Genomic DNA, 16,379 nt, shown 5'->3' on the forward strand with positions numbered 1-16,379 from the left:
GAAGGCCCTGTCCCCACCGCAGGGAGATCCTGCGGTGGGGGACAGGGCCGAGGGCCGGCAAGCCCCTCCGTCAGTGCGGCGTGGCGAGGGAGCCCGTGCGGAGCAGCTCCTCCAGGACCACCGCGATGCCGTCGTGCTCGTTGGACGCGGTGATCTCGTGCGCCACGGCCTTCAGGGTGTCGTGGGCGTTGGCCATGGCCACGCCGTGCTGTGCCCAGCCGAACATCGGGATGTCGTTCGGCATGTCACCGAAGGCGATGGTGTCGGCGGCCTTCACGCCGAGCCGGCGGGCGGCCAGCGAGAGGCCGGTCGCCTTGCTCAGCCCGAGCGGGAGGATCTCCACCACGCCGGGGCCTGCCATGACCACGTCGACCAGGTTGCCGACGGCCGCCCGCGCCGCGGTGGCCAGGGCGTCGTCGTCGAGCTCCGGGTGCTGGAGGTAGACCTTGTTCAGGGGGGCGGTCCACATCTCGGCGGAGTCGTCCACGAAGACGTACGGGAGCGGCCCCTCCTGCACCCGGTAGCCGGGGCCGACCAGCACCTCGCCCTCCAGGCCGTCGCGGCTGGCGGCCAGTGCCAGCGGGCCGACCTCCGCCTCGACCTTGGACAGCGCGAGCCCGGCGAGCTGCCGGTCCAGGGTCAGCGAGGTCAGCAGCTTGTGCTCGCCCGCGTGGTAGACCTGTGCGCCCTGGCCGCAGACGGCGAGGCCGTCGTACCCGAGGTCGTCCAGGATGTACCGGGTCCAGGGGACCGAACGCCCGGTGACGATGATGTGCGCGGCACCGGCCGACGTGGCGGCGGCCAGCGCCTCGCGTGTGCGCTCGGAGACCGTGTCGTCCCCGCGCAGCAGGGTGCCGTCGAGGTCGGTCGCGACGAGCTTGAAGGGAAAGGTCACTTGGAGACCGGCTCCAGGACCTCGCGCCCGCCGAGGTACGGGCGGAGCACCTCGGGCACCCGGACCGAACCGTCGGGCAGCTGGTGGTTCTCCAGGAGCGCCACGATGGTGCGCGGTACGGCGCAGAGGGTGCCGTTCAGCGTGGCCAGCGGCTGGACCTTCTTGCCCTCGCGCATCCGGACGGAGAGGCGGCGGGCCTGGAAGCTGTCGCAGTTCGACGCGGAGGTCAGCTCGCGGTACTTGCCCTGGGTCGGGATCCACGCCTCGCAGTCGAACTTGCGCGAGGCCGACGCGCCGAGGTCGCCGGTGGCGACGTCGATGACCTGGAAGGGCAGTTCGAGGCCGGTGAGCCACTGCTTCTCCCACTCCAGGAGCCTGCGGTGCTCGGCCTCGGCGTCGGCCGGGTCGACGTACGAGAACATCTCGACCTTGTCGAACTGGTGGACGCGGAAGATGCCGCGGGTGTCCTTGCCGTACGTCCCTGCCTCGCGGCGGAAGCAGGGGGAGAAGCCCGCGTAGCGCAGGGGCAGCTTGTCCGCCTCGACGATCTCGTCCATGTGGTACGCGGCGAGCGGCACCTCCGAGGTGCCGACCAGGTAGTAGTCGTCCTTCTCCAGGTGGTACACGTTCTCCGCGGCCTGGCCGAGGAAGCCGGTGCCCTCCATGGCGCGCGGGCGGACCAGCGCGGGGGTCAGCATCGGGACGAAGCCGGCCTCGGTGGCCTGGGCGATCGCCGCGTTGACGAGGGCCAGCTCCAGGAGGGCGCCGACGCCCGTGAGGTAGTAGAACCGCGAACCGGAGACCTTGGCCCCGCGCTCCATGTCGATGGCGCCGAGCGCCTCGCCGAGCTCCAGGTGGTCCTTGGGCTCGAAGCCCTCGGCGCCGAAGTCACGGATGGTGCCGTGCGTCTCCAGGACGACGAAGTCCTCCTCGCCGCCGACCGGCACGTCCTCGTGGACGATGTTGCCGAGCTGGAGGAGCAGGCGCTTGGCCTCGGCGTCGGCCTCGTCCTGGGCGGCGTCGGCAGCCTTGACGTCGGCCTTGAGCTGATCGGCCTTCTTGAGGAGCTCGGCGCGCTCCTCGGGGGTGGCCTTGGGGATCAGCTTGCCGAGCTGCTTCTGCTCGGAGCGGAGTTCGTCGAAGCGGACGCCGGACGACCTGCGCAGCTCGTCGGCGGAGAGCAGGGCGTCGACGAGCGCGACGTCCTCTCCACGGGCGCGCTGGGAGGCGCGAACACGGTCGGGGTCCTCACGGAGCAGGCGAAGGTCAATCACCCCTCCAGGCTACCGGTGCGCGGATCTCGCACTCGAACCGATATTGCCGAGCGTGTCACTTTGACCGAATTGCCGGAATTGATATTTCTGGGGTGAATCGCAGGGCGGGGTCCGGGGATTGCGTCAATAACGGCGGTTAACTCCCCTGAACAGGGCAGAAGGTGCGGGCTCTCTTGACGTACGAGCCTTGGATGAAGGGGTAGTTGGAGGCCCGTCCCCTGGGGTTGTCCACAGGAGGGGCCGTTCCGGGATAGTTATCCACAGGCTGTGAAGAAGTTCTGTGGATGCCGGAACGAAATGCTCCGGAAGGTCGACGAGGGCTTCTGGATTCCCTGGACTTCCGCGCCGAAACCCGTCCCACACGCTCATTCGGGTGGCAATTCGTCGCTCTGATGAGTTGATCAAGGGAATTCGGGCGACCCGAGTGGTCTCGTGTCGAGTCGGCCCTCTGTGGATGCATCCGGACCCGCTGCGTCGATTTGTCGATGATGTCGCATGGCGGTGTCGACTTGTCCCCAGGTCGAGAGGCCATCCTGTGGATAACTCTGTGGGTGGATGACTATCTGTAGGTAGGACCTCAGCGCAGCGCAGGGGGCGGCCCGGACCGGAGCAGTCCGCTCCGGGCCCGGCTGCGGCGACCGCCGTCAGATCCGCCCGTCCTGGCTGCGCGCCAGCCAGTCGGAGGCTTCGGTGAAAGCGCTGTCCGAGGTGCCCGCCCGCAGCGGCCGGACCTCGTCGACCGAGACGCCCGCCCGCGGGTACGAACCGAGGAACCGCACCTTCGGGCAGATCCGCTTCAGTCCCATCAGGGCCTCCCCCACCCGCCGGTCCGCGATGTGCCCCTCGGCGTCCACGGCGAAGCAGTAGTTGCCGATCCCCTCGCCGGTCGGGCGCGACTGGATCAGCATCAGGTTGACGCCGCGCACCGCGAACTCCTGGAGCAGCTCCAGCAGGGCACCGGGATGGTCGTCGCCCAGCCAGATCACCACGGACGTCTTGTCGGCCCCGGTCGGGGCGGACGGCCGGGCCGGGCGGCCCACCAGGACGAAGCGGGTCTGGGCGTTGTCCGCGTCGTGGATCTCCGTGACCAGCGGTTCGAGGCCGTAGGTGGCGGCGGCGAACTCACCGGCGAACGCGGCGTCGTAGCGCCCCTCCTGGACCAGCCGCGCGCCGTCCGCGTTGGATGCCGCCGACTCCCACACGGCCTGCGGGAGGTGGGCCGCCATCCAGTTGCGGACCTGCGGCTGGGCGGCCGGGTGCGCGGTGACCGTCTTGATGTCCGACAGCTTGGTGCCCGGTCGCACGAGCAGCGCGAAGGTGATGGAGAGCAGCACCTCGCGGTAGATCATCAGCGGCTCGCCGCTGGTCAGCTCGTCGAGCGTGGCCGTGATGCCGCCCTCGACGGAGTTCTCGATCGGCACGAGGGCCGCCGCCGCCTCCCCGTTGCGTACGGCGTCCAGGGCCGCCGGTACGGAGACCATCGGGACGAGCTCGCGGGTGGCGGATTCCGGGAGCGTGCGGAGGGCGACCTCGGTGAAGGTCCCTTCGGGACCCAGATAGGCGTAGCGCGTGGCTGACATACGCTCACCCTATTGCGCCGTACGGCGAGGGCGGCGCCGTCTCAGAATCCGGTCGGGGCGGGGGCGTACGGGGCTTTCGAGCCCGCCCCCGACACGCCTGGACCACGCCCCCGCGCAACCACCGCACGCCCCCGGTCCCGCGCACACCCCCGGCGCCCCCTCAGGACTCCAGCAGCCGCTGCCCCACGTACTCGCCCTCCGCCGCCCCGCCCGGCACCGCGAACAGCCCGCTGGCCTCGTGCCGGATGAACGGCGACAGCGCGTCGCCCCGGTCGAGCTTGCGCTGCACCGGCACGAACCCCTTGAACGGGTCCGCCTGCCAGCAGACGAAGAGCAGCCCCGCGTCCGGAGCGCCGTCCTGCGCCATCCCGTCGTGGTACGAGAACGGGCGCCGCAACATGGCGGCCCCGCCGTTCTTCTCGGGGGAGGAGATCCGGGCATGGGCGTTGTCGGGGATCACCAGCCTCCCGTCCGGGCCCGCCTTGTCGAGGTCCATCGCGGTGGTCTCGCTCCCGCCGCTCAGCGGCGCCCCGTCCGCCTTGCGCCGACCGATGACCCGCTCCTGCCGGTCCACCGGAAGCTTCTCCCAGTCGTCCAGCAGCATCCTGATCCGGCGGACGACGGCGTACGAACCGCCCTCCAGCCACTCGTGCGGGGTGCCGGGGGAGGCGGGCACGAAGACCCGCCGCTCGAAGTCCTCGTCGGCCGGCTTCGGGTTGTTGGTCCCGTCGACCTGGCCCATCAGGTTGCGGGCGGTCATCGGCCGGGTCGTGGCCCCAGGGGTGCGGTTGAAGCCGTTCATCTGCCACCGCACCTTTACTGTTCCCGCGCCCTCCTTCTGTACGGCCCGCAGGGCGTGGAAGGCGACGAGTGCGTCGTCGGCGCCGATCTGCACCCACAGGTCGCCGTCGGAGCGCCTGGCGTCGAGCTGGTCGGAGGAGAACGCGGGCAGCGGGTCGAGCCCGGCGGGCAGCCGCGAGGTGAGGCCCGTACGCGCGAAGAACGTACGGCCGAAGCCGAAGGTGACGGTCAGGGAGGAGGGGCCCGCGTCCAGCGCGACCCCGGTGTCGTGGCCGGGGCCGTCCGGTGAGCCCGCCGCCGGGCGGCCCGCCATCAGCTCCCGCGCCACGGCCGACCAGCGCCGCATCAGGGCCACGGCCTCCTTGCGGCCCGCGCCCGCGACCAGGTCGAAGGCGACGAGGTGGCCCCGGGCCTGAAGCGGAGTGGTGATCCCCGGTTGATGTTTCCCGTGAAACATCGCCTCGGTGGAGCCGACGGCGCTCAAGGCGGCCGGTGCGTCGGGGCGGGTCGCGGCGTACCCGGCCGCCCCGCCCGCGCCGCCCAGCACCAGCCCGGCGGCGCCCGCCGCGCCGACCCCGCCCAGCAGCCGTCGCCGCGAGACCCCGGCGGGGCCGGGCGCGTCGGACGTGCCGGTCGTAGCGATCCGGTCCGGGGCCTGCTTGCTGGTCTTGCTCACCGTACTCAGCCGATCTTCACGTTCTTGTCGATGGTCACCTGGTCGATGTCCGACGTCCGTACCGTCACGTCGACCTTCCACTCCCCCGCCATCGGGATCTGGACGCCGCTCACCGACCAGTGCCCCTCGGCGATCCGGTCGGGCACGACCGGCAGCGGGCCGATCTCCTGTGCCTCCAGGGTGAGGGCGACCTTCAGCTCGGGGACGTCCATCGGCTTGCCGTCGCTGCCGTCGACCCACACGTGCAGCCCGTTGGAGCCGGTGCGCCCGGGGTCGATGTCGATGCGGACGGTTCCCTTGCCGTTCTCGCCGCCGGTGTCGAAGGGCATGCTCAGGTTGACGGGCCCGGCAGCCGCGGGGGCGGCGGCCGCCGTGGCAGCACCCGCGGCCTCCTCCGTACGGCCCGGTTCGGTCGACGTCAGCACGGTGGTGACGGCCAGCAGCACGACGGCGATAGCCGCCTCGGCCAGGACCGAGCGGCGCAGCCCGGAACGCTCCGGGTCGGCGTCCCGTATCCGCTTCTTCTTCGTGGCCGTCAGTACGGCCTGCTGACGGGCCAGTTGGGCGGCGCGCTCAGGGGCGACGTCGTCGGCGGCCTCCGGCTCCACGGCCTCCGCCTCCGCGGCGGCTTCCGGCGCCTCGGAGGCCACCGGGACGTCCGTGAGCCGACCCGTCCACCGCCGCGAGAACCACGCCACGGCGAGCAGGAGGGCGATCAGCGCCACCTTGAGGAGCAGCAGCTGCCCGTACCGCGTCCCGGTCAGCGCCGACCAGGAGCCGACCTGCCGCCACGACTGGTAGATCCCGGTCGCCGCGAGGACGAGCACGCTGCCGAACGCGACCCGGGAGAACCTCCGTACGGCACCGCTCCCGATGTCCGGCGTCCGGTACAGCGCCACCAGGAGCGCGACGAGGCCGCCGAGCCAGGCGGCGACGGCCAGCAGGTGCGCCACGTCGACCGGCATGGCGATGCCCGTCTGGATGCCGGTCGAGGCGTGCTCGGACATGGCCCAGGTGGCGGCGATGCCCGCCGCGACGACCCCGCCGCCGACGGCCAGGCCGAAGGTGAGGTCCTTCTTCTCGACCGCGTCCTCACGCCGGGCGTACGTACCGAACAGGACGGCGATGAACAGCGCGGCCGCGCCGAGCAGCAGCAGCCGCGAGACCAGGGCGGCGCCCGGCTTGGTGTCCAGGACGGCCTGGAGCCCCGCCAGGTCGAAGGCGTCGGCGAACTTCCCGCTGCCGGTGTACGGGTTGCGCAGCAGCAGCATGACCAGGGTCGCCGCGGTCAGGGTGATCCAGCCCCGCACCACGAGCCGCTGCATCGGCCGGGCGGACGCGCCTCGGGGCCAGCAGCCCAGCACGAAGGCCGCGCCGCCCACGAGCAGGACGAACCCGGCGTACGCGGCGTACCGCGCGATGTCGTAGACGGTACCGACCGGGCCGCCGCCCACCTCCTCGGTGGGCAGGGCCACGGTGGTCTCGGAGGGGGCGCCGATGGAGAACGTGAAGGCGCCGGAGATGGGGTGGCTGTCGGCCGAGATGGCCTGCCAGGCCACCGTGTAGGTGCCCTCCGGCAGGCCGGGGAGGAGGTCGACGCCGTACCGGACGGTGGAGTCGTCGGACAGGTTCCCCGGCTCGGCGCCGGTGTCGGCGCGCTTGCCGCTGGGGTCCAGGACCCGGATCGACCCGTCGCCGACGGCGATGGCCTCGGAGAAGCTGAGGGTGACCTGCTCGGGCGCGGTGGCCACCACCGCCCCGTCCTGCGGGTCGCTCCCGGTGAGGGCGGCGTGCGCGGACGCCGGTCCGGCGCCGGCCAGCATCAGCCCGAGGAGCAGGCCGGTGAGGGCGGCGACGAGCGCGGCGGCGAGCGGCCGCCGTATCGGGGAGGCTCCGAGGAGCGGGGCGGTGGCAGTCGTCACGGTCGGTCCCTCACTGCTTCTTCGGGTTGTGGGTGGTTTCCTTCACCGGCAGGTCGACCGTGATGGGGTCGGCCTTCTCGAAGTGCAGCTCGACGGGGACCTTCTCGCCCTGCTTGGGCTTCTGCTTGAGCTTCATGAACATGATGTGGTTGCCGCCACGTTCGAGGTCGAGCTCGCCACCGGCCGGCACCTCGAACGACGAGACCTCGCGCATCCTCTGGTTCTTCGTCTCGTGGATCGTGACGTCGTCGGAGAGAGGACTGGTCACCGAGGTGAGCCGGTCGGCGGAGGACCCGCTGTTCTGTACGACGAGGAAGCCGGCGGCCATGTCACTGACGGGCTGCGGCATGAACGCGCCGACGACCTTCAGTTGGGGCCCGCTGTCCGTGGAGCACCCCGCCAGCGCCATCCCCGTGGTCAGGGCGAGGGCGCCGGCGAGGGTCGTGCGGCGGTTCACGGGGTCTCCCCCTTGATCAGCTGGGGGAGGTCCTTCGCGTACTCCTCGGCGGTGGTGTTCTCGCCGTACAGCACGTATCCGCCGTCCGTCTTCGGGGAGAAGGCGACGACCTGCGCCCCGTGCATGGAGACGACGGTCCCGTCCTTCTCCTTCGTCGGCGGCTCGATGCCGATGCCGATCTGCCGCGCCCCCGCCTGGATGGTGGGGAAGTCGCCGGTCAGGCCGGTGAAGGTGGGGTCCTGGGCCTTGAGCCACTTGCCGAGGGAGGCGGGGGTGTCCCGCTCGGGGTCGGTGGTGACGAAGACGACCTGGAGCTTGTCCTGGTCGGCCTTGGGCAGGTCCCGCTTGGCGATGGAGATGTTGCTCATCGTCAGCGGGCAGACGTCGGGGCAGTTGGTGTAGCCGAAGTAGATGAGCGTCGGCTTGCCCTTGGTCGCCTCGCGGAGGTCGTACTCCTTGCCGTCGGTGTCGGTGAGGACGAGGTTGGGCTTGGTGAACGGCTGGTCGAGGACGGTCGCGGCCTTGGTCTTCGGCGATGCCTCGACATCGGCGATCGCCGTCGAGCCCGCCTTGTCGTCGCCGCTGCCGCAGGCCGAGAGGGCCAGTGCGGCCGCGGCGGCGAACGCCACGGCCGTCACTGCTTTTCTGTTGCGCATGAAGGAGTGTCCTGAATGTGGTGCGGGTGGTGGAACCGGCGGGTCAGGCCGTGCGGCGGCGGCCGGCGAGCACGCCGAACGCGACGCCCGCGACGCCGACGAGGATGCCGATGATGCCCAGGGTGCGGGCCGTGGTGTCGCTGGAGGAGGAGGACGCGGCGGGCGTCTCCTTCTTGTCGCCCTCGGCCGACGCGGCCTTGTCGTCGGCCTTGTGGTCGTCGTCACCGGCCTCGTCGGCCGCGCCGCCGCCGTGGCCGTCGCCGGAGGAGGCGGAGAGCGCCAGGACCGGGGCCGGGCTGTCGGGCTCCTCGCCGTTGGCCGTGGGCTCCTCGATCCAGCGGACGACTTCCTTGTTGTCGTACGTCTGGATGGCCTTGAAGACCAGCTGGTCGGCGTCCTCGGGAAGCTGCCCGACGGAGACCGGGAACTGCTGGAAGTAGCCGGGCTCGATCTTGGAGCCGTCGGCGGTCCAGGTCACCTTGGTGACGGCCTCGTCGATCTTCCGGCCGTGCACCTCCAGGGGCTTGTCGAGCTTGCCCTTGGTGATCTCGATCTTCCAGCCCGGCACGGCCTCGGGGGTGACGGAGGAGAGCGGGTGGTCGGCGGGGAAGTTCACTTCGAGCTTGACCGTGGAGGCCTGGTCCCGCTCGTTGGGGACCTTGAAGTTGAGGGTGGCGTAACCGCCCTTGGCGGCCTCGCCCTGCGGCTGGACGCTGACGTGCGCGGCGGCGGGGCCGGCGAGCAGCAGGACGGTGGAGGCGGCGACGCCGGCGGCGATGGCGATGCGGGAGAAGTTGGTGGCGTTCATGGCGCTCATGGCAGGAATCACTCCACAGAGGAAAAGGAACACGGCATACCGGCGCGCGGGTGCGCGACGGCGGCACGACACCTCGTCCGGCCGTGAGGAATCCCGTGAGCTCGGGTGAGGAGCCCCGTGAGCTCCGGTGAGGAGCCCGGTGAGAGGTCCCGTGGGACGTCCCGTGAGGAATCCGGCCGTGGCCGCGGTCGAGCCCTCCACGAGCCGTCCATGGAAGGACGGCCCTCGTGAACGGTGGTCCGTACGGCGATGGGCGCAGGTGTCGCGTCAGGCTGCGAGGGCGTACGGGGCCGGAGGCCCGCGCCTGACCACCAGGTGCTGCAGAGGGTCCCCGGTGGCGGGCGCCGGGGCGTCATCGGCCGTACGCAGGGCGCGCGGGCCCCCCGCGAGCTGCTCGCGTACTCCGGCGCGCAGGGCGCGTACGAGCGCGAGCGCGGCGCGCAGGGAGCGCAACCGGGCCCCGGCCGCCAGCTCCTGGGCGCCCCGCGCCGAGAGCCGTGCCAGCCGGAAGAGGGCGGCCTCGCCGCGCCGCAGCAGCCAGCCGGCGGCGAGCGCGGCCAGCAGGTGCGCCAGGAACATCGGCAGGCCCGGCAGCAGTGCGGCCACCGAGGCGTACGCCGACGCCATGCCCGATCCGCCGTCGGGAGCCGCCGCGGTGGCGGCCCCGGCGGTGGTGGTCCCCGCCGACACGACATGGCCGTGGCCCTGCGTGACCGTGGAGGGGTCTATGCCCGCCGTGGAGACGATGCGGTGGGCGTCGGCGGCGTCGATCTGGCCCGGACCGGCCCCGCACACGAGCCCGGCGGCGAAACGGATCAACGAGTTCTCGCCGCTGCCCGGGGGCGCGGAGGCGGCGACGGCCCGCGCGCTGCCGTGGCTGCCGTACGCGAAGAGGACGTGCAGGGCGACCTGGCCGCCCGCCAGCGCACCGGCGATCGACGGCAGGGAGCGTTCCCGTCCGGCGAGGGCGGAGGCCACCGCCAGCACGCCGAGGAATCCGGCGAGCAGCGTCCACGCGGGGACCGGCGAACCGGCGGCGAAGGCGTGTCCCGCCGCGGACAGCACGACGCAGACCGCGGTGAACACCGCGGCCCTCATGAGCCGCAGACCGGCTCCGGCGTGTGCGACAGGCGTGGACATGGCCGGGACATCATCGCACTGCGCACCCCTCCGTGGCACGGCAGGTCCAAAACATCAGCCTCCATCCGCAAGCGCGCTTGTTGTGGCTGTTCGCGGGGGATGTACGGACTGTGGACGCGCCGCTTCCGGAGCCCGCCCGGCCCCCGGCTCGGCCCCCGCCGGGGTGGTCCTCGGGGCGGCCATACACCCGTGCGCGGAATATCCGCATCCGCCGAATGAGGGCTCTCACAGTCGATCCGTGCTTACGAAGTGCCTTGTGCGGCAATACGTATCGGTACGTCGAGCCGCAGCCAGGAGGCTGGAGCATGAGCATCTGGTGGTCACTCCATTTGCGGCGCGAAGCTGCGAGCGTTCCGCTCGCCCGTCGTTTTCTGCTCGGCACCATGGAAACCGCCGGGGTGGATCCGGACATCTCCTTCGACCTTTCGGTCGCGCTCAGTGAAGCCTGCGCCAACGCCGTCGAGCACGGCGGCGACCGGTCGGGCCTCGAAGAGCACGGGGAGCACGGTGAATCCGGAGCTGAAAGGCCCTTGGCGGACTCCGGGCAGTACCGGGTCACGGCTTATCTGGACGGCGAGAAATGCCGTATCGAGGTGGCCGACTCGGGGCCGGGCTTTCCCGCCCGGCGCGCGCTTCGCCCAGCCGCGCACACCGAACACGCGGAGCACATCGAACGAACCCGACACGCAGAGCACATCGAATGGGCCCGGTACGCGGAGCAGATGGACCGAGCCCAGGACCAGGAGCCGATCGAACGGCCCCAGGGCCAGGAGCACATCGAACGGGCCCAGCACACGGAGCACTTCGAACAGCCCCAGGGCCCCGGGCCCGTCGGTGCGCAGCCCACGTTCGCCGCGTACATCCCCTGCGTCGCCGAGAGCGGCCGCGGGCTGGACCTCATCGAGCAGCTCGCCGACCACGTCCAGTTCGGCAACCGGCCGGGCCGGGGCGCGGTGGTGAGCTTCGACAAGGTCCTGAAATGGCGGGAGGGCGCGCTGCTCATGGTGTGAGCGGCGCGCCCTGTGAGGCCTGGGACGAGGGGTCAGCCCTTCAGCTGAGCCATCCAGGCCTCGACCTCGTCGGCCCGGCGGGGCAGCTTGTCGGACAGGTTCCGGTTGCCGTCCTCGGTGACCAGGATGTCGTCCTCGATCCGGACGCCGATGCCCCGGTACTCCTCGGGCACGGTCAGGTCGTCGGCCTGGAAGTACAGGCCCGGCTCCACGGTCAGGCAGACACCCGGCTCCAGGATGCCGTCGACGTACGCCTCGGTGCGCGCGACGGCGCAGTCGTGGACGTCCATGCCGAGCATGTGACCGGTGCCGTGCAGGGTCCAGCGGCGCTGGAGGCCGAGCTCCAGGACCTTGTCCACGGAGAGGTCCCCGAGCAGGCCCCACTCGACGAGCTTCTCGGCGAGCACGCGCTGCGAGGCGTCGTGGAAGTCGCGGAAGGTGGCACCGGGCTTCACGGCGGCGATGCCCGCCTCCTGGGCCTCGTACACCGCGTCGTAGATCTTGCGCTGGAGCGGCGAGAACGTGCCGTTGATCGGCAGGGTGCGCGTCACGTCGGCGGTGTAGAGCTCGTTGGTCTCCACGCCGGCGTCCAGGAGCAGCAGGTCGCCGGCGCGGACGGCACCGTCGTTGCGGACCCAGTGCAGGGTGGTGGCGTGCGGACCGGCGGCGCAGATCGAGCCGTAGCCGATGTCGTTGCCCTCGATGCGGGCGCGCAGGAAGAACGTGCCCTCGATGAAGCGCTCGCTGGTCGCCTCGGCCTTGTCCAGGCTCTTGACGACGTCCTCGAAGCCGCGGGCGGTGGCGTCGCACGCCTTCTGCAGCTCGGCGATCTCGAAGGCGTCCTTCACGAGGCGGGCCTCGGAGAGGTGGACGCGCAGCTCCTCGTCGCGCTCGGCGGTGACCTTGTCGGTGAGGGCGGCCTCGATGGACGCGTCGTGACCGCGCACGGTGCGGACCGGGCCGGTGGCCTCGGTCAGCGCGGCGGCGACCTCGCGGACGTCCTTCGCGGGGATGCCCAGCAGCTGCTCGGCCTCGGCGAGGGAGTGCCGGCGGCCGACCCACAGCTCGCCCTGGCCGTCCAGCCAGAACTCGCCGTTCTCCCGGTTGGAGCGGGGCAGCAGGTAGATGGTGGCCTGGTGGCCGCTCGCGCCGGTCGGCTCCAGGACGAGGACGCCGTCCTGGGTCTGGTCGCCGGTGAGGTACGCGTACTCGGTGGAGGCGCGGAAGGCGTACTCGGTGTCGTTGGAGCGGGTCCTGAGGGCGCCCGCGGGGATGACCAGACGCTCGCCGGGGAAGCGCGCGGAGAGCGCGGCGCGGCGGGCGGCGGTGTGCCCGGCCTGGGCGATCGGTTCGAGACCGCGCAGCTCGGTGTCGGCCCAGCCCGACTTCATGTTCTCGGCAAGCTCGTCGGAGACGCCCGGGTACAGGCCGTTCTTCCGCTGCTTGATCGGCTTCGCCGCTTCGTTCTCTTCGGTCTCCTGCTCCGGGGTCTCCGGGATGAGCTCCTCAGACACGATGTGTTTCTCCTTGATACGACACTGGACCATCACCCATCGTACGGGCGTACGGAAGGGGGCCCAGGGCCGAAGGACCTGTTACCGAGGAGGTGGGAGCCCTCACTCGGAAGAGGCGGGAGACCTCAGTCGAAGTGTGCGGCGAGGACCACCACGTCCTCGGTGGAGTCGCTCCGATCGAGCCCGTCGGGCAGCATCGTGCGCAGGACGTGGTCGGCGACGGCGGCGGGATCGTGCCGGCCCGCCTTCGGTACGGAAGCGGCGGCCGAGTGCAGCCGGGCGAAGGCGCGGTCCATCGCGTCGCCGGTGCGGCGCAGCAGGCCGTCCGTGTAGAGAAGCACCGTTTCTCCCGGCGCGGGGGAGAACTCCACGCTCGGCGCCTCCCAGCAGGCGAGCATCCCCAGCGGGGCGGAGAGCGTGGTCTCGACGAACTCGCAGCGCCTCTCGCCGAGCACCAGCGGCGGGGTGTGCCCGGCCCCGGCGAGCACGACCTTGCGGGCGGCGGGTTCGCAGTAGGCGAAGAGGGCGGTGGCGGTCCGCGCGGGCTCGGTCAGCCGGAGCAGGAGTTCGAGATCGGAGAGTACGGCGACGGGGTCCTCGCCCTCCATCACGGCGTACGCCCGCAGGCTGGCGCGCAGCCGGCCCATGGCGGCCATCGCGCTCGGCCCCGATCCGCCGACGGAGCCGACCGCGAGCCCGAGCGTGTGGTCGGGCAGCGGCAGCGCGTCGTACCAGTCGCCGCCGCCCCTGGGGCCGGTCCGGTGCCGGGCGGCCAGCTGTACGCCGGGGATGCGGGGCAGCCGGCTGGGCAGCAGCTCCTCGGCGACGGTCGCGACGTCGGCGCGGGCGCGTTCCAGCTCGATCAGGCGGGCCAGGTGCTCGGTGGCGTAGCGCGCGTACAGGCCGACGAGGTGGCGCTGCTTCTCCGAGGGCTCCCCCGGCTCGTCGTAGAGCCAGGCGGCGCCGCCGAGCCGGCCGGCCGCCTGGGAGGCGAGGGGCAGGGCGTAACTGGCGGCGTAGCCGAGCCGGGTGGCGACCTCGCGGTTGCGGGGGTCCAGGTGGGTGTCGCCGAGCAGGTCGGGGGTGGCGACCCCGTCCGCGGTCCCCGGGAGCCCGTCGAGGACGCGGCCCAGGGCGGTGGCGGAGCGCTCCACGGTTTCGAGGTGACCGAGATCGGCGGGGGTGAGCCCGAGGCCGAGGATGGTGGACGGCCTCGCGCCGCTGTCCGCGGGTTCCAGTACGAGGAGTCCGCGGCGGGCGCCGACGAGGGCGGCTCCGGCGTGCAGCAGCTCGTTCAGGGCGGCGTCGAGGGTGGCGGTGCCGGCCAGCCGCTCGGTGAGTTCGTGCAGCGTCGTGAGGTCCGAGACCCAGCCCGCGAGCCGGTCCTGGATGAAGGCTCCGGGCGCTGCCGGAACCTCCCTCAGGGGAGCGGCAGTGTGCGTTGAAACCGGAACTTCCGGGTCGATTCCAGCCACTTTCGGCAAGTGTGGGGCACTCATGGCAGCCAGCTTTCAGGCCGGTGCGATTCGTCGAATAGCATCGCAAACCCCCATGTGATTCTGCGCCACTACCAATGCATCCACATGTACACGCACAAGTAACCTGATGTCCAGCATTGTCCTCCGGAGGCTCGCCGGATTCGCTCCCCTCCAGTGTTAGTCAACTTGGCCGAAAATTGCACCCTCCGGCGGCTATTTGCGGTCGACTGGGGCAGCTCAACAAGAGGTACCTCCGGGGTGAAATCCCCGGGTCGGCGTCATTCCGGGCAGGCTGGGTACGTAATCGACGATGCTCAGGGCAGACGCTTCAGGGCGGATGTTCAGGCGGACGCCCGGGATGGATGTCAGGGGCAGATGCTCGGGGCGGACGCCCGGGGCGGATGTGATCGCCCAGGAACCTGGCAGCACGTCCGGACGTCCTTACCCATGACGGTCGCGATCAGTGACGGTCATGTCTCCGCCCCACGCGGCGGGGTTCGGGCCCGGCCGGCAGGCACGAGGCGCCCGTGACAGGCGCTTCCGGCTCCACGCAGCTCGGCACCACCCCAGAACGGTTCCACTCGGATCGGTTCCACTCGGCTCGGCTCGGCTCACGCTCGGTATCGAAGGCACGCCCGTACCGCAGAACCTGATGAGCACGTACGCACAGCGAAGAGACGTACACGCGCTGTCCTTCACGCGTGGCGTCATGTGGACTCGGCGTTCAACGGAAAGGAACGAGCGCTCATGCGCGAGATCCTCGGAAGGCGACGCAGGCTCCGGCTCCGGCGCAAGGAGGGGGCCGCCCGCCTCGACGCGGCCCTGACCTTCGCCACCGCATGGCGATGGCCCGTGCTTCCCGGAGCCGGGACAGCGTCGGCCGCCCTACAGGACGGGCGTGGCGTCGGCTGCGCCTGCCTCGACCCCGACTGCGCCGTTCCCGGCGCGCACCCCTTCGATCCCGGACTGCTGGCCGCCACCACGGACGAGCGCATGGTGCGCTGGTGGTGGACCAACCGCCCCGCCGCCCCGGTGATGCTGGCGACCGGTGGCCGGGCCCCCTGCGCGGTGAGCCTGCCCGCGCTGGCCGGGGCGAGAGCGCTGGTCGCCCTGGACCGCATGGGCATGCGGCTGGGGCCCGTGGTGGCGACGCCCACCCGGTGGTCGCTGCTGGTGGCCCCGTACACGCTGGAACGGCTCGGCGAGCTGCTGTACAGCAAGGACTGGGTGCCCAGCTCGCTCCGGTTCCACGGGGAGGGCGGCTATCTCGTCCTGCCCCCGTCCGAGATCGGCGCGGGCCAGGTGCGCTGGGAGCGGGCCCCTTCACCTCCGGCGGCCTCGGTCCCGGCGGCCCCTGTCTTCCGCCGGGCCGTGAAGGGCGGCGCTCCGGTGGGGGCGGCTCCCTGGCTCCCGGACGTCGAGGCGGTCCTGGACGCGCTGGTCGAGGCGAGCACGAGCGCCCCGGACGGCGGCAGCCGACTCGCTTACTGACGGGCGCTCGGGTACGGGCGGGCGGGTGCCGGCGGGCGGGTGCGGGCGGCTCGCCCGCCCGTACCCGTTCAGTCCCTGTCCCTGCCCTGCATCGATGCCGTCGGATCCCCCGAATGTCCACGCGTATCCGCGATTGTCCGCGTGGACGGCAAGGGGGACACCGTGAATATCCGCATGATCGGACTTACGGCTGTCGCCGTGTTCGCGCGCCGGATTCCGATCGTCGCTTCCGTGGGTGTCGGTGAAAAATCTGTGGACAGCTCATCAGAAAGCCGTGAAAGGATGCTTTCTGATGAGGTGTCCGCAGACGGCACCGCGTCCTCTTCTCTGCCACCGCCGAAATCGCCATCGAGAATTCCTGTTGAGGGCATGGGTGGTTCCCACGGCGCTGCACGGTGCGGCTGTCCGGCGGGGCGGTGCGGCTGTCCTGCGGTGCGGTGCGGTCCCGAGCTGGTGACGCCGGAGGGCGACGAGGCGCGGAACTCCGTCCCGTACTCCCGCTGATGGGGTCGGCCGGCGGCCCCGGCGTTTATGTGACGGTGGCGGAGTGCGCGGGCGCGGGGCCGGTGAGGGGGGCGCCGCCGCTGTTGTGCGCCGGGCGCATCGGGCCGAGTCCGCGGAGGCGGGTTCCGGGCGGCGGGGCGAGGGGTTCCGGGGGCCGGACGGTA

The 16,379-nt window shown here is 71.6% G+C and carries 13 protein-coding genes; 2 read left to right on the plus strand and 11 right to left on the minus strand.

Annotated features, from left to right (window positions below; genetic code table 11):
- Positions 1–70 precede the first annotated feature (70 nt).
- The 9 genes from AB0917_RS02190 to AB0917_RS02230 form a co-directional block, all read right to left on the minus strand.
- Positions 71–895, minus strand: a complete 825-nt coding sequence (locus AB0917_RS02190) for an HAD family hydrolase (protein ID WP_366817535.1) — start codon at positions 893–895, stop codon at positions 71–73.
- On the minus strand, positions 892–2,169 hold the full coding sequence (gene serS, locus AB0917_RS02195) for a serine--tRNA ligase (protein WP_366391648.1): 1,278 nt from the start codon (positions 2,167–2,169) through the stop codon (positions 892–894). The genes AB0917_RS02190 and serS overlap by 4 nt, the downstream gene beginning before the upstream one ends.
- Positions 2,170–2,813: 644 nt before the next feature.
- Positions 2,814–3,749: a prephenate dehydratase gene (pheA, locus tag AB0917_RS02200; RefSeq protein WP_366817536.1), complete on the minus strand. Its 936-nt coding sequence runs from the start codon at positions 3,747–3,749 to the stop codon at positions 2,814–2,816.
- A gap of 160 nt (positions 3,750–3,909) precedes the next feature.
- Positions 3,910–5,193 carry an iron uptake transporter deferrochelatase/peroxidase subunit gene (gene efeB / locus AB0917_RS02205; RefSeq protein ID WP_366817625.1) on the minus strand — a complete coding sequence of 428 codons (1,284 nt, stop codon included), beginning with the start codon at positions 5,191–5,193 and terminating at the stop codon, positions 3,910–3,912.
- 38 nt (positions 5,194–5,231) lie between these two features.
- Positions 5,232–7,148 (minus strand): copper resistance protein CopC, encoded by a 1,917-nt coding sequence (locus AB0917_RS02210; RefSeq protein WP_366817537.1) that lies wholly within the window; start codon positions 7,146–7,148, stop codon positions 5,232–5,234.
- 10 nt (positions 7,149–7,158) lie between these two features.
- Entirely contained in the window at positions 7,159–7,605 is a 447-nt protein-coding gene (locus tag AB0917_RS02215; RefSeq protein WP_366817538.1) for a copper chaperone PCu(A)C, read from the minus strand.
- The gene (locus AB0917_RS02220; protein WP_366817539.1) at positions 7,602–8,261 is read right to left on the minus strand and encodes an SCO family protein; all 660 of its coding nucleotides are present in this window, start codon (positions 8,259–8,261) and stop codon (positions 7,602–7,604) included. The genes AB0917_RS02215 and AB0917_RS02220 overlap by 4 nt, the downstream gene beginning before the upstream one ends.
- Positions 8,262–8,304: 43 nt before the next feature.
- Entirely contained in the window at positions 8,305–9,069 is a 765-nt protein-coding gene (locus tag AB0917_RS02225) for a YcnI family protein (protein ID WP_366817626.1), read from the minus strand.
- A gap of 276 nt (positions 9,070–9,345) precedes the next feature.
- Positions 9,346–10,218: a hypothetical protein gene (locus AB0917_RS02230; protein WP_366817541.1), complete on the minus strand. Its 873-nt coding sequence runs from the start codon at positions 10,216–10,218 to the stop codon at positions 9,346–9,348.
- 305 nt (positions 10,219–10,523) lie between these two features.
- Between AB0917_RS02230 and AB0917_RS02235 the strand changes: the two genes are divergently transcribed.
- A complete protein-coding gene (locus AB0917_RS02235) occupies positions 10,524–11,228 on the plus strand; it encodes an ATP-binding protein (protein ID WP_366817542.1) in 705 nt (234 codons plus the stop codon).
- A gap of 32 nt (positions 11,229–11,260) precedes the next feature.
- Here AB0917_RS02235 and AB0917_RS02240 read toward each other — a convergent pair whose 3' ends face one another.
- Together AB0917_RS02240 and AB0917_RS02245 are read right to left on the minus strand one after the other, a co-directional pair.
- Positions 11,261–12,742: an aminopeptidase P family protein gene (locus AB0917_RS02240; RefSeq protein WP_366817544.1), complete on the minus strand. Its 1,482-nt coding sequence runs from the start codon at positions 12,740–12,742 to the stop codon at positions 11,261–11,263.
- Positions 12,743–12,867: 125 nt separating this feature from the next.
- Positions 12,868–14,241 carry a PP2C family protein-serine/threonine phosphatase gene (locus AB0917_RS02245; protein WP_366817545.1) on the minus strand — a complete coding sequence of 458 codons (1,374 nt, stop codon included), beginning with the start codon at positions 14,239–14,241 and terminating at the stop codon, positions 12,868–12,870.
- Between the two features lie 726 nt (positions 14,242–14,967).
- Here AB0917_RS02245 and AB0917_RS02250 point away from each other — a divergent pair.
- The gene (locus AB0917_RS02250; RefSeq protein WP_366817546.1) at positions 14,968–15,711 is read left to right on the plus strand and encodes a bifunctional DNA primase/polymerase; all 744 of its coding nucleotides are present in this window, start codon (positions 14,968–14,970) and stop codon (positions 15,709–15,711) included.
- Positions 15,712–16,379: the final 668 nt, after the last annotated feature.

Origin of the sequence: Streptomyces sp. NPDC007346, from assembly GCF_040703535.1 — a bacterium.
GTDB lineage: Bacteria > Actinomycetota > Actinomycetes > Streptomycetales > Streptomycetaceae > Streptomyces.

Excerpts from the sequence above, each read along its gene's own strand:
- pheA (WP_366817536.1), bottom strand. The coding sequence starts at position 3,749 with ATGTCAGCCACGCGCTACGCCTATCTGGGTCCCGAAGGGACCTTCACC.
- AB0917_RS02220 (WP_366817539.1), bottom strand. The coding sequence starts at position 8,261 with ATGCGCAACAGAAAAGCAGTGACGGCCGTGGCGTTCGCCGCCGCGGCC.
- AB0917_RS02225 (WP_366817626.1), bottom strand. The coding sequence starts at position 9,069 with ATGAACGCCACCAACTTCTCCCGCATCGCCATCGCCGCCGGCGTCGCC.
- AB0917_RS02230 (WP_366817541.1), bottom strand. The coding sequence starts at position 10,218 with ATGTCCACGCCTGTCGCACACGCCGGAGCCGGTCTGCGGCTCATGAGG.
- AB0917_RS02235 (WP_366817542.1), top strand. The coding sequence starts at position 10,524 with ATGAGCATCTGGTGGTCACTCCATTTGCGGCGCGAAGCTGCGAGCGTT.
- AB0917_RS02245 (WP_366817545.1), bottom strand. The coding sequence starts at position 14,241 with ATGAGTGCCCCACACTTGCCGAAAGTGGCTGGAATCGACCCGGAAGTT.
- AB0917_RS02250 (WP_366817546.1), top strand. The coding sequence starts at position 14,968 with ATGCGCGAGATCCTCGGAAGGCGACGCAGGCTCCGGCTCCGGCGCAAG.